This is a genomic window from Pseudomonas saponiphila (assembly GCF_900105185.1).
Classification (GTDB): domain Bacteria; phylum Pseudomonadota; class Gammaproteobacteria; order Pseudomonadales; family Pseudomonadaceae; genus Aquipseudomonas; species Aquipseudomonas saponiphila.
Window position 1 is genome coordinate 2,058,318 of the sequence record NZ_FNTJ01000002.1, and the last position, 26,564, is coordinate 2,084,881.

At 64.0% G+C, this 26,564-nt stretch carries 21 protein-coding genes; 14 read left to right on the forward strand and 7 right to left on the reverse strand.

Annotation, left to right across the window (positions count from 1 at the left end):
• Window positions 1-8: 8 nt before the first annotated feature.
• Both BLV47_RS31370 and BLV47_RS31375 read right to left on the reverse strand, forming a co-directional pair.
• Entirely contained in the window at window positions 9-1,193 is a 1,185-nt protein-coding gene (locus tag BLV47_RS31370) for an acetyl-CoA C-acyltransferase (RefSeq protein ID WP_092320409.1), read from the reverse strand.
• A gap of 16 nt (window positions 1,194-1,209) precedes the next feature.
• Window positions 1,210-3,330, reverse strand: coding sequence for a 3-hydroxyacyl-CoA dehydrogenase NAD-binding domain-containing protein (locus BLV47_RS31375; protein WP_092320410.1), 2,121 nt, complete (start codon window positions 3,328-3,330; stop codon window positions 1,210-1,212).
• A 311-nt stretch (window positions 3,331-3,641) separates the two neighbouring features.
• Here BLV47_RS31375 and BLV47_RS31380 point away from each other — a divergent pair, with 311 nt between their 5' ends.
• The 14 genes from BLV47_RS31380 to BLV47_RS31445 all read left to right on the forward strand — a co-directional run bounded on the left by BLV47_RS31380 (window position 3,642) and on the right by BLV47_RS31445 (window position 21,907).
• Entirely contained in the window at window positions 3,642-4,388 is a 747-nt protein-coding gene (locus BLV47_RS31380; protein ID WP_092320411.1) for a GntR family transcriptional regulator, read from the forward strand.
• On the forward strand, window positions 4,385-5,173 hold the full coding sequence (locus tag BLV47_RS31385) for an SDR family oxidoreductase (protein WP_092320412.1): 789 nt from the start codon (window positions 4,385-4,387) through the stop codon (window positions 5,171-5,173). The genes BLV47_RS31380 and BLV47_RS31385 overlap by 4 nt, the downstream gene beginning before the upstream one ends.
• Before the next feature lie 99 nt (window positions 5,174-5,272).
• Complete coding sequence (kce, locus tag BLV47_RS31390; RefSeq protein WP_092320413.1) at window positions 5,273-6,205, forward strand: 3,5-dioxohexanoate:acetyl-CoA acetone transferase; 933 nt, start codon at window positions 5,273-5,275, stop codon at window positions 6,203-6,205.
• A gap of 79 nt (window positions 6,206-6,284) precedes the next feature.
• A complete protein-coding gene (locus BLV47_RS31395) occupies window positions 6,285-7,634 on the forward strand; it encodes an MFS transporter (RefSeq protein ID WP_092320414.1) in 1,350 nt (449 codons plus the stop codon).
• Between the two features lie 534 nt (window positions 7,635-8,168).
• A complete protein-coding gene (locus BLV47_RS31400; RefSeq protein WP_092320415.1) occupies window positions 8,169-8,750 on the forward strand; it encodes a fimbrial protein in 582 nt (193 codons plus the stop codon).
• A 28-nt stretch (window positions 8,751-8,778) separates the two neighbouring features.
• Window positions 8,779-9,534: a fimbrial biogenesis chaperone gene (locus BLV47_RS31405; RefSeq protein ID WP_092320416.1), complete on the forward strand. Its 756-nt coding sequence runs from the start codon at window positions 8,779-8,781 to the stop codon at window positions 9,532-9,534.
• 66 nt (window positions 9,535-9,600) lie between these two features.
• Window positions 9,601-12,303, forward strand: a complete 2,703-nt coding sequence (locus BLV47_RS31410; RefSeq protein ID WP_341865639.1) for a fimbria/pilus outer membrane usher protein — start codon at window positions 9,601-9,603, stop codon at window positions 12,301-12,303.
• Window positions 12,300-13,049 carry a fimbria/pilus periplasmic chaperone gene (locus tag BLV47_RS31415; RefSeq protein WP_244168984.1) on the forward strand — a complete coding sequence of 250 codons (750 nt, stop codon included), beginning with the start codon at window positions 12,300-12,302 and terminating at the stop codon, window positions 13,047-13,049. Before BLV47_RS31410 ends, BLV47_RS31415 begins: the two co-directional genes overlap by 4 nt.
• A 127-nt stretch (window positions 13,050-13,176) precedes the next feature.
• Complete coding sequence (locus tag BLV47_RS31420) at window positions 13,177-14,787, forward strand: ShlB/FhaC/HecB family hemolysin secretion/activation protein (RefSeq protein WP_244168993.1); 1,611 nt, start codon at window positions 13,177-13,179, stop codon at window positions 14,785-14,787.
• 76 nt (window positions 14,788-14,863) lie between these two features.
• Entirely contained in the window at window positions 14,864-17,857 is a 2,994-nt protein-coding gene (locus BLV47_RS31425) for a two-partner secretion domain-containing protein (protein ID WP_092320417.1), read from the forward strand.
• Between the two features lie 143 nt (window positions 17,858-18,000).
• Window positions 18,001-19,146 (forward strand): fimbrial protein, encoded by a 1,146-nt coding sequence (locus BLV47_RS31430; protein WP_143038326.1) that lies wholly within the window; start codon window positions 18,001-18,003, stop codon window positions 19,144-19,146.
• 89 nt (window positions 19,147-19,235) lie between these two features.
• Window positions 19,236-20,159 (forward strand): LysR substrate-binding domain-containing protein, encoded by a 924-nt coding sequence (locus BLV47_RS31435; RefSeq protein WP_092320419.1) that lies wholly within the window; start codon window positions 19,236-19,238, stop codon window positions 20,157-20,159.
• Window positions 20,160-20,270: 111 nt separating this feature from the next.
• On the forward strand, window positions 20,271-21,461 hold the full coding sequence (locus tag BLV47_RS31440) for a low temperature requirement protein A (RefSeq protein ID WP_092320420.1): 1,191 nt from the start codon (window positions 20,271-20,273) through the stop codon (window positions 21,459-21,461).
• 80 nt (window positions 21,462-21,541) lie between these two features.
• The gene (locus BLV47_RS31445) at window positions 21,542-21,907 is read left to right on the forward strand and encodes a 5-carboxymethyl-2-hydroxymuconate Delta-isomerase (protein ID WP_092320421.1); all 366 of its coding nucleotides are present in this window, start codon (window positions 21,542-21,544) and stop codon (window positions 21,905-21,907) included.
• Window positions 21,908-21,910: 3 nt separating this feature from the next.
• Here the strand turns inward: BLV47_RS31445 and BLV47_RS31450 are convergent, their stop codons facing one another.
• The 5 genes from BLV47_RS31450 to BLV47_RS31470 all read right to left on the reverse strand — a co-directional run bounded on the left by BLV47_RS31450 (window position 21,911) and on the right by BLV47_RS31470 (window position 26,484).
• On the reverse strand, window positions 21,911-22,849 hold the full coding sequence (locus tag BLV47_RS31450) for a LysR family transcriptional regulator (RefSeq protein ID WP_092320422.1): 939 nt from the start codon (window positions 22,847-22,849) through the stop codon (window positions 21,911-21,913).
• Between the two features lie 180 nt (window positions 22,850-23,029).
• On the reverse strand, window positions 23,030-23,938 hold the full coding sequence (locus tag BLV47_RS31455; RefSeq protein WP_092320423.1) for a DMT family transporter: 909 nt from the start codon (window positions 23,936-23,938) through the stop codon (window positions 23,030-23,032).
• A 16-nt stretch (window positions 23,939-23,954) separates the two neighbouring features.
• Window positions 23,955-25,139 (reverse strand): cyanate transporter, encoded by a 1,185-nt coding sequence (locus BLV47_RS31460; protein ID WP_092320424.1) that lies wholly within the window; start codon window positions 25,137-25,139, stop codon window positions 23,955-23,957.
• A gap of 178 nt (window positions 25,140-25,317) precedes the next feature.
• Window positions 25,318-25,788: a cyanase gene (gene cynS / locus BLV47_RS31465; RefSeq protein WP_092320425.1), complete on the reverse strand. Its 471-nt coding sequence runs from the start codon at window positions 25,786-25,788 to the stop codon at window positions 25,318-25,320.
• A gap of 36 nt (window positions 25,789-25,824) precedes the next feature.
• Complete coding sequence (locus BLV47_RS31470) at window positions 25,825-26,484, reverse strand: carbonic anhydrase (protein ID WP_092320426.1); 660 nt, start codon at window positions 26,482-26,484, stop codon at window positions 25,825-25,827.
• Between the last annotated feature and the right edge of the window lie 80 nt (window positions 26,485-26,564).

Genomic DNA, 26,564 nt, shown 5'->3' on the forward strand with positions numbered 1-26,564 from the left:
CGATGTCCTCAGTAGATTTCGAACAGCGCGGCGGCGCCCATGCCGCCGGCGATGCACAGGCTGACCACGGCGTACTTCACCCCCCGCCGACGTCCCTCAAGCAGCACATGGCCGGCCAGGCGCGCGCCGGTCATGCCGAATGGGTGACCCAGGGCGATGGCGCCGCCGTTGACGTTCAGGCATTCGTCGGCGATGCCCAGTCGCTGCTGGCAGTAGAGCGCCTGGGAGGCGAAGGCTTCGTTGAGTTCCCAGAGGCCGATGTCCTCGATCTTGAGGCCGTGTCGGGCCAGCAGCTTGGGCACGGCGAACACCGGGCCTATGCCCATTTCGTCGGGCTCGCAGCCAGCCACCGCCATGCCGCGAAATGCCCCCAAGGGGGTCAGGTTGGCGCGGGAGGCTTCCCGGGCCTCCATCAATACGCAGGCTGCGGCGCCGTCGGACAGTTGCGAGGCATTGCCGGCGCTGATGAAACGCTCAGGGCGTTGCACCGCTTGCAGTTTGGCCAGGGCCTCGTAAGTGGTGCCGCGACGGTTGCAGGTGTCGGCCTCCACCCTGACCTGCACCTGGCTGACCACGCCGCTCTGTTTGTCGGTCTGCGCCATGGTGGTGGTGCAGGGGATGATTTCCTCGCGGTAGCGGCCAGCCAGTTGTGCCGCTTCGGTCTTTTGCTGGCTTGCCAGCGAAAAACGGTCCTGGGCCTCGCGGCTGATGCCGTAGCGCGCGGCGACGATGTCGGCGGTTTCGATCATCGGCAGGAACAGTTCCGGCTTGTGCTGCACCAGCCAGGGGTCGAGGTCCGGGTCGTCGCTGGCGCCACGGCCACGGATCTGCGAAATGCTTTCCACGCCGCCGGCGATGATCGCCGGGGCGCCGTCCACCACGATGCGTCCGGCGGCCATGGCAATGGCCTGCAACCCGGAGGCGCAGAAGCGGTTGACCGTGGTGCCGGCGATGCTGATGGGCAAGCCGGCACGGACCACTGCCAGGCGCGCGACGTTGCGCCCGGTGGTGCCTTCGCCATAGCCGCAGCCGAGGATGGCATCTTCGATCAGCCCCGGATCGATGGCGGCCCGCTCGACCGCGGCGCGCACTGCGAAGGCGGCGAGGGTGGGGCCTGGGGTGATGTTGAATTCGCCGCGATGGGCCTTGGTCAGGGGCGTGCGTGCAGTGGAGACTATGACGGCTTCGCGCATGGGACATGCTCCTTGGTCAGTGGCTGTGGTTGAGGCTGTCGAAGTTCTCGCCGCGCTCTACCAACTGCACCAGCAAGGGGGAGGCTTTCCAGAACAGCGGATCCTCTTCGGCGAATTCGCGGATATCCGCCAGGACCTGGGGCAGGCCGTACTGGTCGGCGTACTTGAGCGGCCCTCCGCGATAGCGTGGGAAGCCGTAGCCATGGATAAGGGTGATGTCCACGTCCAGGGGGCGCAGGGCGATGCCTTCATGCACCACGTTGGCCCCTTCGTTGATCATGGCCGCCATGTAGCGCCGCAGGATTTCCGGGTTGCTGAAGCTCCGGGGCGCGATGCCGGCCCGGGCCCGCTCGGTATCGATGATCGCCAGGACCTCCGGGTCCTGCCTGGCGCTGCGCGGCCCCTCGGGATAGAGGTAGTAACCGCGACCGGTCTTCTGCCCGAACCAGCCGCGCTCGCAGAGGCGGTCGGCGATCTGTACATAGCGGGCCCGGGGATCGCGGGTGGCGGCCTTGCGCTGGCGGGTCGCCCAGCCAATGTCGCCACCGGCCAGGTCGGTCACCTGGAAGGGTCCCATGGGGAAGCCGAAATCCCGCAGGACCTGGTCGATCTGATAGGGCGAGGCACCGTCTTCCATCATGTGGTCAGCGGCCTGGCGATAGACCGCGAGGATGCGATTGCCGATGAACCCATCACAGACCCCGGCACGCACCGGCACCTTGCGCAGCTTCTTCGCCAGCTCGAAGGCGGTGGCGACGACATCGCTGGCGACCTTGGACGGGACCACGATCTCCAGCAGCTTCATGATGTTGGCGGGGGAGAAGAAGTGCAGGCCGATGACGTCGGCGGGCCGCGAGACGCTGTCGGCGATGGCGTTGATGTCCAGGTAGGAGGTGTTGCTGGCGAGCACCGCGCCGGCCTTGCACACCCGATCCAGTTCGGCGAATACCGCAAGCTTGGCCGCCATGTCCTCGAACACGGCCTCGATCACCAGATCGGCGTGGGCCAGGTCCTGGTAATCGGTGCTGGCGCTGAAACGGGCCAGGGTCGCGGCTTTGTCGGCCTGGGTCAGGCGACCTTTGTCGATCAGGCTGTCGTAGACCTTCTCGAGATTGCCACGGCCGCGATTCAGGGCGTCCTGGTCGCGTTCGATCATGGTCACTTCCAGGCCCGCGTCGAGGGCCGTCACGGCGATGCCGGCGCCCATGGTGCCACCGCCTACCACCCCCACCCGGGCAATGGCACGGGGTGCTGCCGCGCGGGTTTCGGGGGCCTTGAGCACTTCCCGTTCAGCAAAGAAGGCATGCACCAGCCCGGCACGCTGCGGGCTGTCGAGGCACTCCAGAAACAGTCGGCGTTCTTCGCGCAGGCCGTCTTCGAAAGATTGATCGAGGGCTGCTTCCACGGCCTGGATGATGTGCAACGGAGACAGCAGGCCCCGAGATTTCTGCGTGGCCTGCTGGCGGGCAGCATCGATCGCTTGGCGCTGGGCGGTGTGCTCGTTCAGGGCCTGGGCATCCCGGGTGCGTCGGACAGTGGCGCCCTGTGCCAGCAACTGGCGCATATAGGCCAGGCCTTCGGCCAGGGCGTCATCACTGTCCCCCAGACGGTCGACCAAGCCCAGGCCCAGGGCCTCCTCGGCGCTCAGGTGGCGCCCGCTGAGCATCAGCTCCAGGGCCGCTCTGGCACCGATCAGGCGCGGCAGACGCTGGGTGCCGCCGGCGCCGGGGAGCAGGCCCAGCAGCACCTCCGGCAGACCGAGCCGGGCGCTGCCGGTGGCCAGACGGTAGTGGGCGGCGAGGGCGACTTCCAGGCCTCCTCCCAGGGCCACACCCTGGATCGTCGCCAGCACCGGCTTGCTGCTGTCCTCGATCCGTTGGACCACTTCCGGCAGCGTCGGCGCCTGGGGCGTCTTGCCGAATTCGCGAATGTCGGCGCCGCCGCAGAAGTGCCGTCCTGCGCCGACCAGCAGTATGGCTTCGACCGCCGGGTTGTCGCCGGCACCGTCGATGGCCGCCAGCAGTCCGCGGCGGATCTCCACCCCCAGGGCATTGACCGGCGGGTTGTTGAGGGTCAGCACCAGGATGTTTCCGTGCAGTGCGCTGTCGACGATTGGCAGGGCTGTTTGGCAACTCATTGCAGCAGTCTCCGGGGTGAAGGCCAGCGAGAGGTCGATGGGCGCGGCGTGGCGTTCAGGGTGACCAGTGGGACAACGTCCCAGTCACTGATAGCTTGATTCCGCTATTTGAATCACTTGGCGAAAATAATCCTGTCATCAATGAATAATGCGGTCAATACGGAATAGTGTTTCGCAGTGCGGAATAAATAAGCGGTTTTATCGGTAAAGCGATCCTCCATGGCAGGTTTTGGATCAGGGTTCGATGTTTGACATATTTGATTTGTGATCACATATTCTCGGACACAAGAACCACAACACAGGTAGATCCCATGTCTGAAGGTCCGGTTTCTCAAGGTCCTGTTTCTCAAGATCCAATCCCCCTACCCACGTTGCGTCAGGTTTCTCGCGATACCTTGCAGGAGCAGGTGTACCGGCAGATCCGCGAAGCCTTGATGAGTGGGCGTTTTCAGCCGGGCCAGAAGTTGACCATCCGTGGCCTGGCCGAAGCCCTGGGTTCCAGCCCCATGCCGGTACGCGAAGCCTTGCAGCGCCTGAGTGCGGAAAATGCTTTTGAAGTCACGGAAACTTCACGTCTGCGAGTGCGAATGATGACGCTGGAGCGTCTGCGGGAGATCCGTGACGCACGGGTGGCACTGGAGGGGCTGCTGGCGGAAAAAGCCCTGCAGCACCTGCAAAAGAGCGATCTGCAGGAGATCACCGATCTGTGCCGGCAGATGCAAAAGGCTGCCGACGAGGTGGATGTGTCCCGTTACCTGTGGACCAACTTCGCCTTTCACCGGCGAATCTATGCCGTGGCCCGAGCCGAGCTGACCATGGCCGCGGTGGAGAACTTCTGGTTGCACATGGGGCCGTGTTTCGCCCTGGTGGCGCCGGACCAGGCCCACCTGCAACGTTCCATGGAGGCCCACGATCGCATCGTCGAAGCCCTGGCCGCCGGTGACGGTCCGGGAGTGCGAGCGGCGGTCACCGACGACATCATGCAAGCGGCGGATTCCCTGGGCCGGCTGCTGGCCAAGAAGCCTGGTGCGGCGGCGGTCAAAGGAGGTCGGGCATGAGCATCTTGCAGCGCTTACAGCCTTATCCGGGCTTGCGGGTGATGATTTCCGGCGGCGCGGCGGGCATCGGCGAAGTGCTGGCCCGGGCCTATCTCGAAGCCGGGGCCCGGGTGCATGTCTGCGACGTCAGTGGGGCGGCGCTGGCGGCGTTCCGGGATCGCTATCCCCAGGCGCTGGCGACCCGCACCGATGTCGCTGATCCGGAACAGATCCGAGCCCTGTTCCAGCTTCAGGCAGAGCGCTTCGGCGGGCTGGACGTACTGGTCAACAACGCTGGCATTGCCGGGCCCACGGCCGGCATCGACGCCGTCAGCGACGCCGACTGGCAACGCACCATCGATATCAACCTGACCGCGCAGTACCGCTTTGCCCACCACGGGGTGCCTTTGCTCAAGGCCTCGGACAACGCCCATCTGTTGCACATCGCCTCGGTGGCCGGGCGCCTGGGATATGCCTGGCGCACGCCGTATGCGGCCACCAAGTGGGCCATCGTCGGGCTGATGAAATCCCTGGCGGCCGAGCTTGGGGCCAGCGATATCCGGGTCAATGCGCTGTTGCCGGGCATCGTCGAGGGACCGCGCATGGACGCGGTGATTCAGGCCCGGGCCGAACAGACCGGGGTGCCGGTTGCCGTCATGCGCCAGGAGTACCTGAACAAGATCTCCCTCAAGCGCATGGTCAGTGCCGAAGACGTGGCCGCCATGGCGCTGTTTCTCTGCTCGCCGGCGGCCCGCAATATCACTGGCCAGGCGATCAGCGTCGACGGCAACGTCGAGTACCTCTAGCCACACCCGCGATCCGCACCGCTGAAGGTCGTCAGCGGTGAATTCCATCAGCGACACCCAGGGATTTTTTTCATCAAGAATAAAAGTCGGAGTACCGTCATGTCTGAAAAAACGCCTGTCATCATCACCTGCGCGGTCACCGGGGCGATTCATACCCCGTCCATGTCGCCGCACCTGCCGATCACCGCCGGAGAAATTGCCGCCCAGGCCATTGCCGCCGCCCAAGCCGGTGCGGCCATCGTGCACCTGCATGCCCGAGATCCGGAGGATGGGCGGCCGAGCCAGGACCCCGAGCTGTTCCGGCGTTTTCTGCCGCAGATCAAGGGCGCCTGCGATGTGGTGATCAACCTCACCACCGGTGGCGCACCCACCATGGGCGTCGAGGAGCGTCTGCAGCCAGTGCTGGAATTCAAGCCGGAGCTGGCCTCGCTGAACATGGGCTCGATGAACTTCGGCCTGTACGAAATGCTCAACCGCTTCACCGAGTTCAAGCATGACTGGGAGAGGCCGTACCTGGAGGAGAGCGACGACCGCATCTTCCGCAATACCTTCCGCGATATTGCCCATATCCTCAGCGCCTGTGCCGAGAATCGCACGCGCTTCGAGATCGAGTGCTACGACATCGGTCACCTCTACACCGCTGCGCATTTCCTGGAGCGCGGCCTGCTCAAGGCACCGCTGTTCATCCAGTCGGTGTTCGGCCTGCGTGGCGGCATCGGTGGACATCCCGAGGATCTGGCACACATGCGCCGCACCGCCGACCGGCTGTTTGGCGATGCCTATCACTGGTCGATCCTTGGCGCCGGGCGCAACCAGATCCCCCTGGCCACCATGGGCCTGGCCATGGGCAGCCATGCCCGGGTCGGCCTCGAGGACTCGCTGTGGGATGGCCCCGGCAAACTGGCGACCAGCAACGCTGATCAGGTGCGGCGCATTCGCACGGTCATCGAAGCCCTGGGCGGCCGTGTCGCGACCCCGGACGAAGCCCGGGCCCTGCTCGGGCTCAAGGGGCGTGACCAGGTCGCGTTCTGACCCTTGAAGGCCCGTGTCAGCGGCCCTGGCTCCAGGCCCGCTGACGATCCCGCATAACAACTAAAAAGGGATATGCCCCATGCACACTGCAACCACTGCAGCGCCCCGGGACTCGCAACAGCTGACCCGGCTGATGTTTCTCAAGCTCATGCCGCTGTTGATCGCGGCCTATGTCCTGAGTTTTCTCGACCGCACCAACATCGCCCTGGCCAAACACCAACTGGATGTGGACCTGGGCATTTCCGCCGCTGCCTATGGCCTGGGTGCCGGGTTGTTCTTCCTCACCTATGCGCTGTCCGAGGTGCCCAGCAACCTGATCATGCACAAGGTCGGCGCGCGCTTCTGGATTGCCCGGATCATGGTCACTTGGGGGCTGATCTCCGCCGCCATGGCCCTGGTCCAGGGCGAAACCTCTTTCTATGTGCTGCGCCTGCTGCTGGGGATCGCCGAAGCCGGCCTGTTTCCCGGGGTCATGCTGTACCTGACCTACTGGTTCGACCGCCGGCAACGGGCCCGGGCTACCGGCTATTTCCTGCTGGGGGTATGCCTGGCCAATATCATCGGCGGTCCGCTGGGGGCCGCGTTGATGAAAATGGATGGCCTGTTGGGCTGGCATGGCTGGCAGTGGATGTTCCTGCTCGAAGGGCTGCCGGCGGTGTTCTTCGCCTGGGTGGTCTGGCGGCGCCTGCCGGACCGTCCAAGCCGCGCGCCCTGGTTGAGCGCCGAGGAGGCCCGGGGCATCGAGCAGCGCCTGGCCGACGAAGCCGATGAGGGCGCGGGGCAGGCCGGGCATTCGTTCCGCCAGTGCTTTACGCCGCAGATCCTGCTGGCGATCTTTGTCTACTTCTGTCACCAGATCACCATCTACACCGTGATCTTTTTCCTCCCCAGCATCATTGGCAAGTACGGCAGCCTGAGCCTGATGAGCGTCGGCCTGCTGACCTCGCTGCCATGGATCGCCGCGGCGCTGGGGGCGATCAGCCTGCCACGGCTGGCCAGCAGCGCGCAGCGGGCCCGGCGCCTGCTGGTCTGCGGCTTGTTGACGATGGCGGCCGGGCTGTTGATCGCGGCCTTTTCCGGGCCGGTGTTGAGTCTGCTGGGGTTCTGCGTGGCGGCGCTGATGTTCTTCGTGGTGCAGTCGATCATCTTCCTGTACCCGGCGTCACGGCTCAAAGGTGCGGCCCTGGCGGGAGGCCTGGGCTTTGTGAACTCCTGCGGACTGTTGGGCGGTTTTGTCGGCCCCTCGGTCATGGGGGCGATCGAGATGAGCACCGGCGATGCCATGAACGGCCTCAAGGCCATTGCCCTGGTGCTGCTGGTGGCGGCGCTGGTGGCCTTGCGCTTGCGTCAGGGCCATGAAGATCGCCGTCCGGAGCGCCCCATGGCCGCGGTTGCGCACCCTGTTCCGGGGCGCTCAAGCGGGTTGTGAACGCTTGCAGCGCAGGCCGCGCTGTCGAGAGCCTTGAGCAAACGCCCGGTGCAATGCACCGGGCGTTTTACGTTGCGAGCACTGCTGTGGCCCGGAGCCGGCCAGCCGTCGTTTGATCCGCAGGTTACCGGGCGCAATCGCTGCGGTTTATCGCGGTGTTGCAATGTCGGTGGCCTTATATAAGAAGTGTCTTATTCATTAGTCGCTTTTTGTCTGGTTAGTGGTGTTTTTTTATAAGTAGTACAAGTTCCCAAGAAAAATCTTGTTCATTTAAGGAGTGCTCCTCGTTACATGAAGATTGGTCGTTATTCTAAAAGAAGAGTGCGGTCGGTATCTTGATGCTCGCTCTGGATGGAACGCAGATGCCTGTTGTCGATGTGTGTTTCATTTGTGGGCGAGAGCAGTTGATCGAGGTTGTTGTGGTGTTCAACTCATGTTTCGTTGGCTCGAAGTTCAGCAAGGCTGTACGTCTCGGGAGAGCGAGTTTGTTTTGAATGCTGTGCTCTTAGACGGTTTTTAATAATAGGGAATCAGATGAAACTTAAATCTTTTGCATCCAAGGCGGCCTCCGGGTTGCTGCTTGCGGCACTGACTCCGGCATTGAGCTACGCAGAAACCGGTGCCAACTCCGGCAACGTGAAGTTCGAAGGCCTGATCTCCAGCGTCAGTTGCAAGGTTCAGATCGATGCCAACGAGTCCGGAGCGAACACTGGCACGGTCAAGTTCGGCAACGTCCTGCCTTCAGTGTTCGCCGGTGGCATCGGCACGGCTTCCGAGTTCAAGGAGTTCAACATCAACCTCAGTGGCGGTGGCTGCACCGACGGCTCCAAAGCCGCCGTCAGCTTCCACAAGGACGGCTTCATCGATAACGCCACCGGCAACCTGCGGCTGATCGACAGCGGTTCCGGTTCGGCGTCGGGCGTACAGATCCAGATTCACAACAACGGCACCACCCCGGGGAAAATCGACCTCTCGGAAAACAACAATCAGCAGGTTGCCGAGGTGGTGGGCAACAAGGCCGTGCTCAAGTTCAAGGCCTCCTATGTGGCGGTCAGCGACACGATCGTCGAAGGTCGTGCCGACTCCAATATCAACTTCGATGTGACGTACAACTGACGTCTGGCAGTTATATAAGGAGTTGCTCATGGCGCCGAAAGCGCATGTGTTTAGAACTTTCGTTGTCGGCGCCATCTTTCTGAGTTTGTTCTCTTCGGCAGTCAATGCGGAGATAGTCATTCATGGCACGCGTGTGGTTTATCCGTCGAATGCCCGTGATGTGACACTGAGAATGAATAATCCAGGCAGCGTGCCAATGTTGGTCCAGGCCTGGATTGACGATGGCGATGCCAGTAAGGCCCCAGAAGAACTGAAAGTTCCATTTCAACTGACTCCGGCACTCAGTCGCCTGGAGCCCAATGCCGCGGCGGTATTGCGCATTGGTTATTCGAAAGAACCGTTGCCCGCTGATCGTGAATCACTGTACTGGCTGAATATTCTGGAAGTTCCGCCACAACACAAACAGGACGAAAACCGATTGGCCTTTACCTTTCGTCATCGGATCAAGTTGTTCTTTCGTCCTGCGGACTTGAAGGTCAATGTCAACTCGGCAGTGGAAAAACTCAGTTGGAAGTTTGAGCCCGCGGGAGTTGCCCAGGACAAGGCCGCAGGTCCGGTGGTCCAGGTATCCAATCCAACCCCTTATTACCTGTCCTTCAGCAAGGTCGAGGTGCAAGTGCAGGGGCGCAGCGTCGACCTGGGGGCCGGGATGGTCGCGCCTTTTGCCAGCGAGTCCTTTGCCTGGCCGGCAAACGCCGAAAGAGCGCCCCGCAATGCGGCGGTGCGCTTTGAAGTGGTCAATGACTTCGGCGGCCGGGTGCCGCTGGAAAAGAACCTTCTCTAGTTGTCCGGTCAATTCAACTCCGCTCTTGGCCCTGGTTATTAAACGCTGAGTGCATTGGTATCGATTATGTTCAGTGTGCAGCCCTTCTGGCTGGGTTTTCCTGTGCGTGCGCGAGTCTGTCCTGGTGAGGGACCGGCCCTGCTCTTGCGAGTTCTGTCGGTACTGACCGGGCTGCTGGGGCTGGCGGTTCCTGTGGCAGCCCAACCGACCAGCGCTGATCAAGCCACGCGCTCGGAAGTGCCTGGCGACGCGCCTCAGAACAGCCCGGTGTTCTTCGATACCCAGATGCTGTTCAAGGGGCCGGGAACCCTCATCGACACCCAGCGCTTCGAGCGTCCGGGTTACGTGGCGCCGGGCAAGTACCTGCTGGATGTACGGGTCAGTGGCGCCTGGCGCGGGCTGATCGAGATCGAAATGCGCGAAAGCGCTGACCCCCAGGGCAGCCAGCCCTGCTACGACCGTGGGCTGCTCAAGCAACTGGGCATCGACCTGGACAAAGTCGACGCCGCGCTGGCGCCTGCCAGTCATCCGCTGCAGGGTGACGGGGTGTTCTGCGGGGACCTTGCCAGTTACATCCCCCACGTGACGACAAAGGTCAACATGGCCGAGCAGCAGCTGGAGTTCTCGGTGCCCCAGCTGTTCGTGCTGCCTCAACTCGCCTCCAGCTACGTCGATCCAGCCAGCTGGGATTCGGGCATCAACGCGGCCCGGCTCAACTACAGCACCAACCTGTTCAGTTCCCAGAGCGGGGGCCGGCGCAGTACCAACGGTTATGCCGGATTGAACATGGGCCTGAACTTGGGCGACCTGCGCCTGCGTCACAGCGGCACTTTGTCCTGGTCGCCCGACAGCGGCAGCGATTATCAGCGCGGCTATATCTACGGCCAGACCGACCTGACCGACTGGCGTTCGCAATTGCTGGTGGGGGAGAGCGTGACCGATGCCGAGCTGTTCGATTCGGTATCGTTTCGCGGGATCAAGCTGTTCAGCGATGAACGCATGCTGCCCACCACCCAGCGCTATTTCGCCCCGGTGGTGCGCGGCACGGCCAATACCAACGCCAAGGTCACGGTGCAGCAGCGGGGTTACCTGGTGTACGAAACCACCGTCGCCCCGGGCCCCTTCGAGATTGCCGACCTGCAGGCCGCCAGCTTTGGCGGTGACCTGGAGGTGACGGTCACCGAGGCCGACGGGCGCACCCAGCGCTTTACCGTGCCCTTTGCCACCATGGCCCGCCACCTGCGTCCGGGGAGTTCCCGCTACAGCCTGACCGGCGGCCAGGTGATCAGGGCCGGGGGGCGTGGCCAGCATCAGTATGTGGCCCAGGGCACCCTGCAACGCGGGCTGGATAACCAGGTCACCGGTTATGCCGGTGCCTCGCTCACCGGCAGCTACATGGCCGGCCTGATCGGCGCGGCGCTGAACACCGAGTTCGGCGGGTTCGGCCTCGACCTGACCCAGTCCCGTACCCAGGTGCCACGCAACGGCAACCTGCAGGGTTCCAGCCTGCGTCTTTCCTACAGCAAGAACCTGCATGACAGCGGCACTCAGTTCTCGTTGCTGGCTTATCGCTATTCCACCCGGGGCTACCTGAGCCTGAGGGACGCCATCGACCTGGAGGACTTCGTCAACCGAGGCGCGCGGTTCGAAGACTTCGCCCGGGTCCGCGATCGGCTGGATGTCACGATCAACCAGCGGGTGGACGGCATCGGCGGTGACTTCTACCTCAACGGCTCTTCCCTCAACTACTGGAACAGCCGCGGCCAGGCGCGTAACTACGCCATGGGTTACAACCATCAGTGGCGCGGCTTGAGCTACGCCCTGAGCGTCCAGCGGACCCAGGGTTCGAGCCAGTTTTCGGGGCGGCGCACCAGTAGCGAGAACACCCTGTGGAGCCTCAGCCTGTCGCTGCCCCTGGGCGGCGTCTCCGGGCGGTCGACCATGGCCAATGCGTTCATCAGCCACGACCAGAATTCCGGTGCCCACTACTCCAGCGGCATTTCCGGCTCGCTGGGCGAGCGTGAAGCCGCCTCCTATGGCGTGTCGGTGGCCCATGATGCCCAGCCGCGGGAAACCTCGACCAACGCCAACCTGAGCTACTACCTGCCCCAGGTGTCCCTGAGTTCGAGCCTGTCCCAGGGCCGTGACTATCGGGCCCAGTCGCTGGGCGCCTCCGGCGGCATGCTCCTGCATTCCGGGGGCCTTACCCTGTCCCAGACCCTGAGTGAAACCGCCGCCCTGGTGCATGCCCCCCATGCCAGGGGCGCGAGTGTCGGCTATGCCGGTGCGCAGGTGGACGGGCAGGGGTATGCGGTGCTGCCGAGTCTTGCGCCCTACCAGCTCAATACCGTGGACCTGGACCCTGGCGGCATGGCCGACGACGTCGAGCTGCAGGTCAGTTCGCGCAACGTCGCGCCCAGGGCCGGCGCCGTGGTCAGGCTGTCCTACCCGACCCGCAAGGCCCGGGCGTTTCTGATCGACAGCCGGCAGGCCGATGGCACGCCGCTGCCCTTTGCCGCCAGCGCCCTGGACGCCGACAGCGGCGAGGAGCTGGGGGCGGTGGGGCAGGGCAGTCGCCTGGTGCTGCGCAGCGAGAAGGACCAGGGCCGCATCCGTGTGCAGTGGGGCGAGGGACCCGGCGAGCAGTGCCTGATCGACTATGTATTGGCGCAACCCTCGGCGCACCAGGGCAACGACACGCTGCTGCTCGACCTGCCGTGCCGCGGCCTGTCGCAAGCGGGCGTCACTTCCATGGAGCCAGCGTCTTGAAGGCCAGGCTGGTTTGTGTGGTGCGTGACCTGTGCCTGCTGGGGGCGATGCTGCTGTTCAGTCAGGGCGCCCCGGCCGACCTGTCGATCGTCGGCACGCGCTTCATCTACCCCCAGGGACTGGCGGCCTTGAGCATCCGGGTCGGCAACCTCGGCACGGCGCCGCTGTTGCTGCAGACCTGGCTGGACAAGGGCGATGCCTCGGTGGATCCGAGCCGGCTGGCGGTGCCATTCGTGCTTTCGCCCCCGCTGTCGCGGCTTGATCCGCAGCAGAGTGCCGTCCTGTCGCTGCGTCATAGCGGCGAGCCGCTGCCCGCCGATCGCGAGTCGGTGTTCTGGCTCAACTTTCTGGAAGTGCCGTCCCTGCGGCCTCTGAGCAGCAACCAGCTGAACCTGAGCTACCGCCTGCGCATGAAGCTGCTGTATCGCCCCAAGGGCCTGCCGGGTCGCGCCGACGAGGCGGCGCGCCAGCTGCGCTGGAGCCTGCAAGAGGCGACGCAGGCGGCCGGGGCTGCGGTGCTCGGCGTGAGCAATCCGACGCCGTACTACGTGTCCCTGGCTCGGGTGGATGTGGGCGACCAGCGCCACCCCCTGACGGTGCAGGGCATCACCGTCGAGCCGTTCGGCTCGGCACGCCTGCCTTTGTCCGCCGCGCCGGTGTTGAGCGGCGGTGCGGCAGAAATTCGATACCAAGTGGTTTTAGACAGCGGGGAGACGCTGAGTGGACGTGTGCAAATACACCTGTAGTGGTACGGCAGCCGGGCTGCCGGCCGGTGGATGCAAAGGGCGAGGTGCGGGGCGGTTGCGAGTGCCGTCGGCGCTGCCGCCAGTGATGTTGCTGGGGCTGTTGTTGCCCGTGCTGGCGCAGGCCCAGATGCGGGTCCAGGGGACCAGTGCCGGACAGGCCATACGGGATATCGAAGCCACCCCGCCGGCGCTGCCGCCGCCCAGCGATGAGGTGCAGTTGGAGGTGCCCAAGGCCGAGCGTTCGACGCCAGCCCCGGACACTTCGGGGGTGCGCTTGCAGGTCAAGGCCTTCGTCATCGAGGGCAATCAGGTGTTCAGCGATCAGGACCTGCAGCCGCTGCTGGACGATCTGCGCGGACAAGAACTGGACCTGGGCGGTTTGCGTGACGCAGCGCAGCGCATCACTGCTCATTACCAGCAACAGGGCTACCTGCTGGCCCGGGCCTTTTTGCCGGCCCAGGAAATCGAGGGCGGTGTGGTGCGCATCGAGGTCATGGAAGGTCGCTATGGCCGGGTCGAACTGAGCAACCAGTCCCGTGCCCGGGACGGCGTGCTCCGTGCGCCGCTGGCCGCCCTGGACAGTGGCCTGGCGGTCAACAGCGCGGACCTCGAGCGCAGCCTGCTGCTGCTCAATGATCTGCCCGGGGTCCGGGCCAAGGGAACCTTGCGTGCGGGGCAGGCTGCCGGCACCAGCGATCTGCTGGTGGAGGCCCAGCCTGGTCCCTGGGCCAGTGGCAGCCTGGAGGCCGACAACTTCGGCGGCTACCACACCGGCGAGTACCGCCTGGGGGGCAGTTTCAACCTGAACAATCCCCTGGGCCTGGGGGACCAGATCAACCTGCGCCTGCTGGGCAGCGATCGGGACCAACGCTACTGGCGCAGCGCCTATCAACTGCCGGTGGGGCCCTGGTCGACCCGGGTCGGTGCGGCCTATTCGCACATGAGCTACGAGCTCAACAGAAAACGCGTGAAGAAGCTGCAGATGAATGGTCAGGCCAGCGTCCAGAGTGTGTTCCTCGCCCAGCCGATCCTGCGGGGCCGGACCTTCGACCTGAGTGCGCAACTGCAATACGAGAACAAACAGCTGCGTGACGACATCGACCTGTTTGAACTGAGCAAGCGCAAGCACATCGAGTTGTGGACCCTGAGCCTGGGCGGCAACCGCCAGGACCGCTTCCTCGGCGGTGGCTACAACCAGTTCAGCCTGTCCTACGGCTCGGGCCGCCTGACCTTCGATGACGCCTTTGAGCAGCGCATGGACCGCTACACCGCCGCCACCGGTGGCGGCTTCGCCAAGACCAACCTGCAGGTCGCGCGCCTGCAGCGCCTGGGCGACCGCTTCCAGCTCTATGTCCAGGTCAATGCCCAGTGGACTTCGGCCAACCTCGACAGCTCGGAAAAGATGGGCCTCGGCGGCCCCTACGGCGTGCGCGCCTATCCCCTGAGCGCCGGCATTGGCGACCAGGGTTGGCAGGCCGGCCTGGAACTGAGCTACGCCCTGGCCCCCGGCTGGCAGCTCAGCCTGTTTGCCGACAAGGGCTATGTCCAGGTCAACCGCCTGCCCTGGACCAGTGAAATCAACACCCAGCGCCTGCAAGCGGCGGGGCTGGGGGCGCGCTGGAGCGGCGACCGGCGGCAACTCAACCTGACCAGCGCCTGGCCTCTGGATAACCAGAAGGCCGGGGACGGTCCCGAGCGCACCCCACGGATCTGGGTGAGCGCGACACAGTTTTTCTGAAGGCCTGCGTGTGCTTTGGAAGTAGTGCCGTTCTGCGAAAAACAGCAGAGCGTTTAAACATCAATAAGGAGTCATTGTGAACAAGATTTATGCGTTGGTATGGAACCAGGCCCAAGGATGCTGGAACGTGACGTGCGAGGGCGCGCGGCGCCGGCGTCGCAGTAGTGGGCGCAAGGGGTTGCTGGTGATGGCGGCCGGCTTGCTGTCCTTGGGTGGCCTGACGCCAGCGATGGCGCTGCCCCAGGGAAACGTCACGGTTAGCGGTAGTGCTGACTACAACGTCACGGGTAACAACATGGTGATCCAGCAGCACAGTGACAAGCTGGTGACCAACTGGAACGAGTTCAGCATCGGTGCCGATAAGTCGGTGACCTTCAACCAACCCGGGCGCGAGTCCATCGCCCTGAACCGGGTGACTGGCTTGAGGGGCAGTAATATCCAGGGCGTGCTGAATGCCAACGGCCAGGTGTTTCTGATCAACCCCAACGGGGTGCTGATCGGTCAGGGCGCCCAGGTCAACGTGGGTGGCCTGGTGGCCTCGACCCGTGACATCAGTGACGATGATTTCAATAACGGTCGCTATAAGTTCACCGGTAAATCGGCGGTGGAAGTCATCAACGACGGCAAGATCACCGCGGCCGACGGTGGCTACGTGGCGCTGCTGGGCGCGCGGGTGCGCAACAACGGCGAAATCGTCGCCAATCAGGGCTCCGTGGCCCTGGGCGCCGGTAACGACTTTACCCTGAGCCTGGGTAACGACAATCTGATCAACTTGCAGATCAACGGTGCCGCCGCGAATGCGTTGGCGCAGAACACCTCAGTGCTCAAGGCCGATGGCGGTCAGGTGCTGATGCTGGCCAAGAGCACCAATGCGCTGACTCAGGCAGTGGTCAACAACCAGGGGGTGATCGAGGCCAATACCCTGTCCAACAAGGAAGGACGTATTGTCCTGGACGGTGGCGAGCGTGGCGTGGTCAATGTGGGGGGGAAATTGACGGCCAAGGCCTCAGCCACCGACGGCAACGGCGGTACGGTGCAAACCTCGGGCGCGGTCACCCGGGTCGAGCTCAACGCCGAAGTCGATACCCGCTCCCGGAACGGTCGTACCGGCACCTGGATCGTCGAGTCCAATGAGGTCAAGGTGGGTTCCACGGGTGAGCCCGGCAACCCGACCCTGGTCGAAAGCACGCTCTCCCAGAACCTGAACAACACCAACGTTAATTTGCGTAGCCGCGATGGCGATGTAGCGGTGGCCGCTGCGGTCGAGTGGAAAAGCGGCAACCAACTGACCCTGACCTCTGCCAAGGACGTCAAGGTCAATCAACGGATCAGCGCCAAGGGCGCCAACTCGCGCCTGGAACTGAACGCCGCCAAGTCGGTCCGGCTCGACGGTCACGTGAGCCTCACCGGCGCCAACAACAGCCTGGGGGTCAAGCATGGCGAGCAAATGGTGGTGGGCGACAAGGGACTGGTGACCTTGTCCGGAGAGAACGCCGGGTTTGACGTCAATGGCAAGCAGCACAAAGTGATCCAGAACAGCCAGCAGTTGCAGGCCATCGGCAACAAGCTCGATGACCACTATGTACTGGGCAATCAGATCAAGGGCTCGGGGAGCATCAACTCGATTGGCGGTGATCAGGTGTTCACCGGCTCCTTGAACGGCCTGGGCAATACCATCAGTGGCTTCACCATCAACAGTTCGGGCCTGTACGCCGGATTGTTCGGCCAGTCCTCCGGCACCATCAGCGATCTGAAGCTGGCCTCGATCACCGTCAACGGGAGCAACTTCCGCAACGGTTTCAGTGAAATTGGCGGTCTGGTGGGGCGCAACAGTGGCAGCATCGAACGGGTCAGTGCCCGCGATATGCAGGTCTCTGCCAATAGCGACCAGCGCAACAAGGTCGGCGGCTTGGCGGGGGGCAACCACGGCGGCTCGATCAGCGACTCTTCGGTAGCCGGTTCGTTGTACGGCGGCAGCCTGACCACGGCCATCGGCGGCGTGGCCGGGGAAAACCGCTTCGGCAATGGCAGAGTCGGTCTCATCAGCGGCAGTGCCAGTGATGTCGATATCACCACCAAGATGTATAAACAGGCCATGGGCGGCGCCGGAGGACTGGTTGGGATCAACAATGGTGCAGTGATTTCCAACTCGTCGAGCAAGGGCACCATCGGTACTTACAATCCACTCTATAAGGGACTGAACCTGGGCGGGCTGGTGGGCAACAACCAGAACGGCACCATTACCGGCTCCAGTTCCTCGATGAACGTGTACGGCGCGCTGGGGAGCCATATTGGCGGCCTGGTCGGGTTCAACCGCTCTGGCACCATCAGCGGTTCCAGTGCCAGCGGTAACGTTTACGGGGTGGGCAGCGAGTCCGCTGGGGGGCTGATCGGCTCGCAGCAGAACCAGAGCGTGGTGAGCAACGTCAAGGCGACTGGTGATGTGATTGACCGCCTCGGCACGAACCTGGGTGGCCTGATCGGAAAAAGTGACGACAGCACCATCCGCGGTAACGTCGAGGCCAAGGGCGATGTCAAAGGAGGCATGAAGGCCAACGTCGGCGGTCTGGTCGGTAGCAATATCGGTGGCCTGATCTACGATGCCAAGGCGCTGGGCGCGGTGGAGGGCTACGCCAAGAGCAATATCGGCGGTCTGGTCGGCTACAACGATGGTGACCTGGTCTCGGTTGCGGCTCACGGCAAGGTCTTTGGCGATACCTATAGCTCCGTGGGTGGGTTGGTGGGCTACAACACCAATTACTACGACCACGTGATCGAGCGTGCCGTGGCGACCGGCAATGTCCATGGAACCTGGCACAGCAAGGTCGGGGGCCTGGTCGGCGACAACCAGTCGCGGATCGTCAACTCCGAATCCCGTGGCCGCGTCAGTGGCGGTTGGCGTGCCACCCTGGGTGGGCTGGTGGGTGTTAACGAGGGGCGGATCCAAGGCTCGAAATCCACCGGTAAGGTCGATACCGTCTGGGCCTACTTCCAGACTTACGATAACCAGATCGGCGTCAACCACGGCACCTACTCTTCGGCCCGGGTTTCCAAAGGCCTGATGGACTAAGGAGCGTCGGCAAGACCTCGGCCCGGCTGCCAGGGGCTGCCCCTGGCACGCCGGGCACTTGCCACCTATTCACTATCGATTGACCGGCTCCCGGGGCACCGCAGCGTGCACCTGGGGCCGGCTTGGAACAAGAGGCATGACCGATGAGTGATCCATGGTTCAGGCTCCTCACCGATGGGCGAGGGCGCGGTCTGTTGATGCGCGCGATCATCTTGATGTTGTTGTGCGTACAAGGGAGCGCACCGGTGTACGCCGTTACCTATGGCAAGGCCGAGGGGTGCGTATTCAGCAGCTATGATGGCTTTGACTGGGTAGAGGTCACGCCACTGACCCGGAGCACGCCGGTGGGGTCCGTGTTGAAACAGCGTCAGGTGAACCCGATCGTTGAATACACCACTGGGAAGTCTGTAACCAAGGAGCCGCATGAATTGATTGTAGGTGCGCATTTTCCGGGGATCAGGTTTCTCGATGGCATCGTTCCGACCAATATCGACGGCATCAGTTTTAAAGTGACGGCCTATCCTTCAGGCTCGGACGCCCAGATACTGACGGGTAATTTCTATCCCTTGGTACTGAAAAAATACAAGGTGGAGAGCTCAAACGGCGAGCTGAAAAAAGACTTCATGAACTACGTGTATTCGCTGATTCTGACCCGACCCGCCAATGAGTTACCCAAGGGATCGTTGCAGGTCAACAGCCTCGCCGGTGTCCAGGTGGCGATGTACGCGCTGGACCTGGACGCGGGCGTGGCCCAGGTCGGACAACACTTGCAGGAGCTACCGCCGCATAACAACCGAGAACGCTGTGCGAAAGAACTGCTGCTCAACGAGCACGACCTGCTTGGTTCCGAAGGCGTCAAGTTCACCGCCAAGTGCCAGGTGGTCACCCGCAACGTCACGCTGCCCCTGGGCAGCCCCTCGGCCCATGACTTTCCGACGCTGGGCTCGACCTCGCCGCCCTCGGTCATGAAAAGGCTTGAAGTCAACGACTGCTCGTTCAACAGCCTGCCGAAGGTTTCGTTCAGCGCCGAACCCGCCTCGCGCTGCGACCCGTCAGGGATACTGGGGCTGACTCAGGATCCGGGACGGTCCGTCGCCAAGGGCGTTGGCATCGTCATGTTCAACGAGCAGATTCCGCGGATTCATTGCAATGGCACTCAATACGCCATGGAACGCCCGTCAGGCAGTGATAGCGCCAGCTTCAGCTTCCGTGCCCAGTACATTCGCACCGGGCCGATCACCGAGGGATCGGCCAACAGTAGCGCCCAGTTCAATTTCACCTTCGACTGAGCGAACGGCGCTGGCCACGGGGGTTTGCCTGGACGCCGGCCCCCGGGCCTTTCTACACTGACCTCCGTCTGGGGACCGGGGGAGCAGCGATGAATCGCAATGAACTGCGCAAGGCCGACATCAACCTGATGGTGGTGTTCGAGGCGTTGATGCTGGAACGCAACGTCACCCGGGTGGCGGAGAAGCTGTTTCTCGGCCAGCCCACCATCAGTTCCGCGCTCAACCGGCTGCGGGCGATGTTCAACGATCCGCTGTTCATCCGGGTCGGCCATCGCATGGAGCCCACCGCGCGCGCCGAGCAGATCATCCAGCACCTGTCGCCGGCCCTGGACGCGTTGTCCTCGGCCCTGAGCCTGACCCACGATTTCGATCCCGCCAGCAGCACCATGACCTTTCGCATCGGCCTGTCCGACGACGTCGAGTTCGGCCTGTTGCCGCCCCTGTTGCGGGCCCTGCGCCAGGAAGCGCCGCAGGTGGTGGTCGTGGTGCAGCACGTGGACTACTGGCGGATTCCCGATCTGCTGGCCTCGGGCGACATCACCGTCGGCATCAGCCAGACCCGGGGCCTGCCGGCCAATGCCAAGCGCAAGTTGCTGCGGCATATCCAGCCCAGCGTGTTGCGGGCCGATGCCAGCGATACGCCGCTGACCCTCGACGAATACTGCGCGCGGCCCCATGTGCTGGTGTCCCACACCGCCAACGTCGCCGGTTTCGCCGATGAGTGGCTGGCGGAAATCGGCCGCACCCGCCAGGTGGTACTGTCGGTGCCGCAGTACAGCTCGTTGCCGGCGCTGCTGGCGGGCACCGACATGCTCGCCAGCCTGCCGGACTATGCGGCGGCGGCCATGGCCGCCTCGGGGCAGCTGTTTGTCGAGCCCTATCCGTTCAAGACCCCGACCCTGGACTTGTCCATGGTCTGGCTCAGTCACGTCGACAGCGATCCCGCGGAACGCTGGCTACGCTCGCGCCTGGAAGCCTTCATGGGGGAAAGGGCGCCCATCGCTCAGTTCTGAGCGGCTACCGCTCGGCTGGCTTGGATTGGCGGGTGCCGGCTTGGCATTGGCGCAGGCGGCTGCTTTGCTGTGTAGGTCTTCTGGTGAAACATCGATCGGTGGAGTGTGCCCATGAGTCGTTCCCGTTCCCTGTTGCGTGGGCGTGGCCGCCACGACAGCGGCAAGGTTGGCATGGTCGAGCTGTTCTTCGACCTGGTGTTCGTGTTCGCCGTGACCCAGCTGTCCCATTCCCTGCTGGCCCATCTGTCCCTGGGCGGCGCCGTGCAGGTGGCGTTGCTGATGGTGGCGGTGTGGTGGGTGTGGATCTTCACCTCATGGATCACCAACTGGCTGGATCCGGAAACCCTGCCGATCCGCCTCGGGCTGTTCGTGCTGATGGTGGCGGGGCTGCTGCTGTCCTCGTCGATTCCCCAGGCCTTCGGCGAGCGCGGCCTGCTGTTCGCCGGCGCCTATGTGTTCATGCAGGTGGGGCGCACCGCCTATTCCCTGTGGGCGGTGCGCGGCGAGCCGTTGAACATGACCCGCAATTTCCAGCGCATCCTGCTGTGGCTGCTGTTCTCCGGGGTCTTCTGGATCAGCGGCGGCCTGCTCGAAGGTCCGCAGCGGCTGGCGTGCTGGGGGCTGGCCCTGGCCATCGAGGTGCTGTCGCCGTCGCTGTATTTCTGGGTGCCGGGGCTGGGCCGTTCGACCCTGGCCGACTGGAACGTGGAAGGCAACCACATGGCCGAGCGCTGTGGCCTGTTCGTGATCATCGCCCTGGGGGAATCGCTGCTGGTGACCGGCGCCACCTTCGCCGAGCTGACCACCAGCGCCCAGGGCCTGTTGGGCTTCGTGGTGGCGGTGCTGGGCAGCATCGCCATGTGGTGGGTGTACTTCGACAGCGGTGCCGAACGGGCCCACCACCGTATCGCCCACTCCGCCGATCCGGGGCGCCAGGCGCGGATTGCCTACACCTACCTGCACCTGTTGATCGTGGCTGGGATCATCGTCAGCGCCGTGGCCGATGAACTGGTGCTGATGCACCCGGATCACGCCAGTCCGGCCGGGGTGCTGGTGATCGTCGGCGGTCCCTGGCTGTTTCTCCTGGGCTGCGCCCTGTTCAAGTGGGTAATGAACGACCGGCCCTTGCCGCCGCTGTCGCACCTGGCCGGGCTGCTGGTGCTCCTGCTGTTGTTGCCGGCGGCCGGCAGTCAGCTGTTTTCCGCCCTGGCGCTGGGCAGCCTGAGCACCCTGGTGATGGTGGGCGTGGCGGCCTGGGAAACCCTGGCCCTGCGTGAGCGAACGCCGACGGCGGGGCACTGAGGCCAACAACCTGTTCGGTCGGATGCCGCGGCTTGTGTAGTATGGAGCGCCTTTTTCCCTGACAGACCAGGAGTTCTGCCATGCCGCACCTGCATATGGAATACACCGCCAACCTACCGCAACTGGACGTCGACAAGGCGCTGCTGCGACTCAACCACGGGCTGGTGGCGTCCGGGCAGTTCTCCGACGAGTTCGATATCAAGAGCCGCGCGGTCAAGGTCGAGGCGTTCCGGGTCGGCACGGGCCTGGGCGAGCGAGCCTTTGTCCACGTCAAGCTGGCCTTGCTCAGCGGCCGTTCGCCGGAGGTCAAGAAGCATTTGTCCGAGAGCCTGCTGGCGGTGTTGCAGGACCTTGCGCCCTGGCCACAAGAGCTGCAGGTGCAGCTGTGCGTGGAGCTGATCGACATCGACCGCGCGTCCTACAGCAAGGCCGCCGTCGGCCGCTGAGGGCTAGGCCAGGCCCGGTTCGGCGCAGACCTTGACTACCTGTTCGCGGAACCAGGCCTGCGCACTGTCCTGATCGGTGTGCTGGCTCCATTGCATGTCCAGGGTGAACCCCGGCAGCCCGCTGGGGGCCTCGCAGTGGTTGAACACTGCCTCGTTGGCCAGCAGGCCCTGGATGCGTCGCGGCAGGGTGAGGATGAAGTCGGTGCCGGTGATCATCTTCAACGCCGCGCTGTAGCTGTTGGAGCGGGCGACGATCTGCCGCTTGTGGGCCTGGCGGGCCAGCCAGCCATCCACCATGTTGCTGTCCGAGGTCCAGGGCGTGGGAAACACATGACGCCGCTCGATGAACGACTGCAGGCTGAAGCGCGGTTCCTTGGGCGGCGTTGCGCGCTTGTCGAAGACGCACACCAGATCGTCCTCCAGCAGCATCTGCGACTTCAGGTCGGCATGGCTGCCGTGGAAGTTGGGGCCGAAACAGATCACCAGGTCGACGCTGCCATCGCGCAGCTCCTCGGCGGGAACATCGCTCTCCAGTTTCTGCACATTGACCGTCACCGGCAGGTCGGCGTAGTCGAAGCCCTTGAGTAGCCGGGGCAGGATCAACAGCTCGAAGTATTCCGGCGCGCACAGGTTGAAGGTCACGGCCTGGCGGGTCGGATCGAAGGCCGGTACGCCGCTGTGACACAGGTTGATGCTCTCCAGGATCTTCAGCACGTGGCTGTACATGCTGGTGGCCTTGTAGGTCGGGCGCATGCCGTTGCGGGTCGGGACGAACAGTTCGTCCTCGAAGCCGTTGCGCAGTTTCTTCAGGCAGTAGCTGACCGTCGACTGACTGACGCACAGGGTTTCCGACACCCCGGTGACACTGCTTTGCTCGTACACCGCGACAAAGACCATCAGGTCCTGCATGTCGAGTTTTCTGAGCACGTTGTTGATGAGCATCCGTTCCATCCCGCTGGGCACCTGGCGCCGGTGGCGCGCAAACCGGGTCGATGCTAGCGGAACGATCGTCCTAATTAAATGCCCGGAGCGGGGATTCGCGGACAGCATCGGGACATTAAATTCCGATAACACGACCTGCGCATTTTCCCTCAACCAGCGGGTGCCTGTCCCGGGGCAATTTCAGGCCGTGGCAGCCTTCGCACGGCTGCTCTGCACCAGGCCGACCATGCCCAGGACCACCAGCACGGCGCCGAGCACTTCCGCGGTTCGCGGTGTCTGGCCCAGCCACAGCCAATGGAACAGTGTCAGCAACAGGGTGCTGAGGTAGATGTAGGAAATCACCGTGGACGTGGCGATGACGCCAATCGCCCGGTGCAACAGCCAGAAGGTCGCCAGGGTGGCAAACAGCGCCAGGTACAGCAGCCACAGCAGATCCTGGCTGCCCAGCAGGGTCGCGCTGCGCCAGCCGCCGCTGGCCAGACTGGCGGCAAACAGAAACAGGGCGCCGAACAGCATGTTCCAGAAGGTCATGGCCGCCGGGCTGCACCCTTGCAGGCTATTGGCCTTGAGGCGCTGGCTCAGCGGCGAGTAGGCGGCCATGGCCAGGCATCCCAGGCCATAGACGCCCACGGCGTACAGCGACGGCCATTGCCCCGGAGCCCCTCCCTTGAGGATCAGCAGCAAGGCCCCGGCGCCGGCCACCAGCATCGCCGGCCAGCGCCGGGGCTGGCGATCGCCGGGCAGCAGCCAGCCTTCGAACACCAGGGTCAGCAGCGGCACCAGGGTGAACAGGGTTCCGGTGGTGACCGCCGAGGTGTAGCGCAAGGCCTCGAACAGCGAGCCGAAGTACAGCGCCAGCAGCAGCCCCAGCACTGCATGGGCCCGAAGCCCCGCGAGGCTCATCGCCGAGGAGCCCTTGAGCCACAGCAGGGGGGCGAACAGCAGGGCCGAGAACAGCAGGCGCAGCGCGGTCAGCAGCACCGGGTCGATGGCCTGGTTGACCTGGGCGGCGGCGAAGAACGAGGCGGCGATCAGCACCGCCCACAGCAGCATGCCGAGATGCGCTTGGGTGAAGTTCACGGGATTCATGACAGGCTCCGGTGGATCAGCGGATGTGCTGGCGGTAATGCCGCGGATCGAAACGCAGCACCATGAGGACCATCACCAGCATCACGGCGGTCAGTGACCACCAGGCCCATTCGAAGCTGCCCAGCTGGTCGCGGATCACCCCCGCCAGCAGCGGCGACAGGCCGGCGATCAGGTAGCCGATGCCCTGCACGAAGGCAGTCAGGCCGCCGGCCCGGCGCGGGTCGGGCAGGTGGTCCAGGGACACGATCAGGCTCATGGGAAACAGCCCGCCAATGCCCAGGCCCAGCAGGCATGGCCAGAGCAGGCTCAGGTGCTGTGGGCTGAGGATCAGGCCGCAGAAGCCGGCGATGATCAGCAGCAGCAGGCCCGCCAGGACCCGGCGCCGGTCCGGGTTGCGGTTGGCGATGGCCGGGGTGACCAGCCCGGAAAGCACTTCCATGGCGGTGAGAAAACCCAGCAGCAGGCCGGCGTTCTGTTCACTCCAGCCGTTCTCCACGTAATAGGGCGCCAGCCACGCCAGCACGCAGGTGTAGGAGGCGGTGCCGAGGCCGAAGAACACCGCCAGCAGCCAGGCCCGGCGGTTGCCGGCAAAGGATTCCCGCGCGCCGCGCGAGGCGGGGAGGCTCGGCAGCGAGCTGCGCTGGGCGTACCAGAACCCCAGCGCCAGCAGGGCCAGGGCGGCCCAGATCGCCAGGGCCAGGCGCCAACTGCCGCTGTAATTCATCACCAGCGGGGCGAAGGACGCCGCGATGGCCGCGCCGCCCATGATCGAGGTGACATACAGGCCCATGAACAGCGAGACATTGTCGGCAAAACGCGACTTGATCAGCGCCGGCATCAGCGCCTGGATCAGGGCGATGCCGATGCCGGCCAGCACCGCGCTGAGAATCAGCTCGGCGGCCGAATCCATGAACAACCGCGAAACGGTCGCCAGGCCGATGATCAGCAGTGACAGGAGCACGGTACGGTGTTCGCCCAGGCGTTGGCTGATGGCCATGCCGAAGAACATCGCCAGGCCCATGGCCATCACCGGCAGCATGGTCAGCAACGAGGCCAGGCTGAAACTCAAGGGAATGTCGCCACGGATGCCCGACAGCAGCGGGCCGACGGCGGCCATCGACGGCCGCAGATTGAGCGCCACCAGAATCACGCTGACCATCAGCCAGAGCGCGGGGCGGGAAGTAGCACGAATATTTTCCATAACCAGACCTTCAAGAAATCAGGGCCTGATTAGGCGGTGCGGCTCAGAAACGGCGCAAATCAGAAAGTCTGAGGTGTTATTTAAGAATTAAATAAGCCGCAAGCCGCAAGCCACAAGCTGCAAGCTGCAAGCGGGGTGCCTGCACTTGCCGCTTGAAGCTTGCCGCTTGAAGCTGCCTTTAGAACGGCTTGGTCGGCAGGTATTTGCCGTCGAGGGTGATCACGGCGCGGGAGCCGCCTTCGGGGTCATCGACCTTCTTGATGTCCAGCTTGAAGTTGATGGCGCTGATGATGCCGTCGCCGAATTGCTCGTGGACCAGGGCCTTGAGGGTCGATCCGTAGACCTGGAGCATTTCGTAGAAGCGGTACACGGTCGGGTCGGTGGGGATGCCACCGGCGATGCTGCCGCGCAGGGGGATGCTTTGCAGCAGGCGGCTGGCGTCCTGGTCCAGGCCGAGCTTGTTACACACCAGGTCGGCGGCTGCGGCCGGCAGGGCATGCTGGCCCAGCAGGGCGGCGGTGACGAAGGCCAGGCTCAGCCCGGTGCCGTCGGTGAGGTCCTGCCACGACAGGTTCTTGCGTGCCTTGGCGTCGATGATGGTGTCGGCCAGGGCCAGGCGTGGGGCTTGGGCAAATTGCGATTGCAGCATGGGGTGATTCCTCTTGGGTGACGAAAGGGCAGCGGCTCAGGCCGCGCTGGATGGTTGGCTGGCCAGGGCACAGGTGTGCGGATGCTCGGCCAGGGACACGAAGCGTTGGTGATTGCCGTCGAGGGCGGCGATGGCGCCGCTTTCGATGTCATAGACCCAGCCATGCAGGTTCAGCCGCCCCTGTTCCAGGGCCAGGGCCACCGCGGGGTGGGTCTTGAGGTTAGCCAACTGGGCAATCACGTTGTCGCGCACCAGGGCGTCCAGGTGTGCGGCCGGCGAGGCGTGCTGGCGGGCGGCGTTGATCACCTTGGCCGACTCGGCGTGGCGTAGCCAGTTGGCCACGGCGGGCAGGTGGTCGAGGCATGTGCAGGAGGCGATGGCGGTCATCGCGCCGCAGTCGGAGTGGCCGCAGATGACGATGTCGCTGACCCCCAGCACCGCGACGGCATATTCCACGGTGGCCGACACGCCGCCCGGCTCGGGGCCGTAGCTGGGCACGATATTGCCGGCGTTGCGGATCACGAACAGGTCGCCGGGCTCCTGCTGGGTCAGCAGCTCGGGCACTACCCGGCTGTCGGAGCAGGTGATGAACAGGGTGCCGGGGCTCTGAGTGCTGGCCAGTTGCTTGAACAGCGCACTGCGTTGAGGAAAGGCTTCGCGCTGGAACTTGAGGAAGCCGTCGATGATGTTCTGCATGGGATTCTCCTTGCGTCGCTGATGGGGCAAGGATGGAAGTTTTCAGCTATAGCGTCCAAGACCGGCTTATTATGCTTTCC

Coding starts and splice junctions, on each gene's coding strand:
- BLV47_RS31370 (WP_092320409.1), bottom strand. CDS start 1,193: ATGCGCGAAGCCGTCATAGTCTCCACTGCACGCACGCCCCTGACCAAG.
- BLV47_RS31375 (WP_092320410.1), bottom strand. CDS start 3,330: ATGAGTTGCCAAACAGCCCTGCCAATCGTCGACAGCGCACTGCACGGA.
- BLV47_RS31380 (WP_092320411.1), top strand. CDS start 3,642: ATGTCTGAAGGTCCGGTTTCTCAAGGTCCTGTTTCTCAAGATCCAATC.
- BLV47_RS31385 (WP_092320412.1), top strand. CDS start 4,385: ATGAGCATCTTGCAGCGCTTACAGCCTTATCCGGGCTTGCGGGTGATG.
- kce (WP_092320413.1), top strand. CDS start 5,273: ATGTCTGAAAAAACGCCTGTCATCATCACCTGCGCGGTCACCGGGGCG.
- BLV47_RS31395 (WP_092320414.1), top strand. CDS start 6,285: ATGCACACTGCAACCACTGCAGCGCCCCGGGACTCGCAACAGCTGACC.
- BLV47_RS31400 (WP_092320415.1), top strand. CDS start 8,169: ATGAAACTTAAATCTTTTGCATCCAAGGCGGCCTCCGGGTTGCTGCTT.
- BLV47_RS31405 (WP_092320416.1), top strand. CDS start 8,779: ATGGCGCCGAAAGCGCATGTGTTTAGAACTTTCGTTGTCGGCGCCATC.
- BLV47_RS31410 (WP_341865639.1), top strand. CDS start 9,601: ATGTTCAGTGTGCAGCCCTTCTGGCTGGGTTTTCCTGTGCGTGCGCGA.
- BLV47_RS31420 (WP_244168993.1), top strand. CDS start 13,177: ATGCGGGTCCAGGGGACCAGTGCCGGACAGGCCATACGGGATATCGAA.
- BLV47_RS31430 (WP_143038326.1), top strand. CDS start 18,001: ATGAGTGATCCATGGTTCAGGCTCCTCACCGATGGGCGAGGGCGCGGT.
- BLV47_RS31435 (WP_092320419.1), top strand. CDS start 19,236: ATGAATCGCAATGAACTGCGCAAGGCCGACATCAACCTGATGGTGGTG.
- BLV47_RS31440 (WP_092320420.1), top strand. CDS start 20,271: ATGAGTCGTTCCCGTTCCCTGTTGCGTGGGCGTGGCCGCCACGACAGC.
- BLV47_RS31445 (WP_092320421.1), top strand. CDS start 21,542: ATGCCGCACCTGCATATGGAATACACCGCCAACCTACCGCAACTGGAC.
- BLV47_RS31450 (WP_092320422.1), bottom strand. CDS start 22,849: ATGCTCATCAACAACGTGCTCAGAAAACTCGACATGCAGGACCTGATG.
- BLV47_RS31455 (WP_092320423.1), bottom strand. CDS start 23,938: ATGAATCCCGTGAACTTCACCCAAGCGCATCTCGGCATGCTGCTGTGG.
- BLV47_RS31460 (WP_092320424.1), bottom strand. CDS start 25,139: ATGGAAAATATTCGTGCTACTTCCCGCCCCGCGCTCTGGCTGATGGTC.
- cynS (WP_092320425.1), bottom strand. CDS start 25,788: ATGCTGCAATCGCAATTTGCCCAAGCCCCACGCCTGGCCCTGGCCGAC.
- BLV47_RS31470 (WP_092320426.1), bottom strand. CDS start 26,484: ATGCAGAACATCATCGACGGCTTCCTCAAGTTCCAGCGCGAAGCCTTT.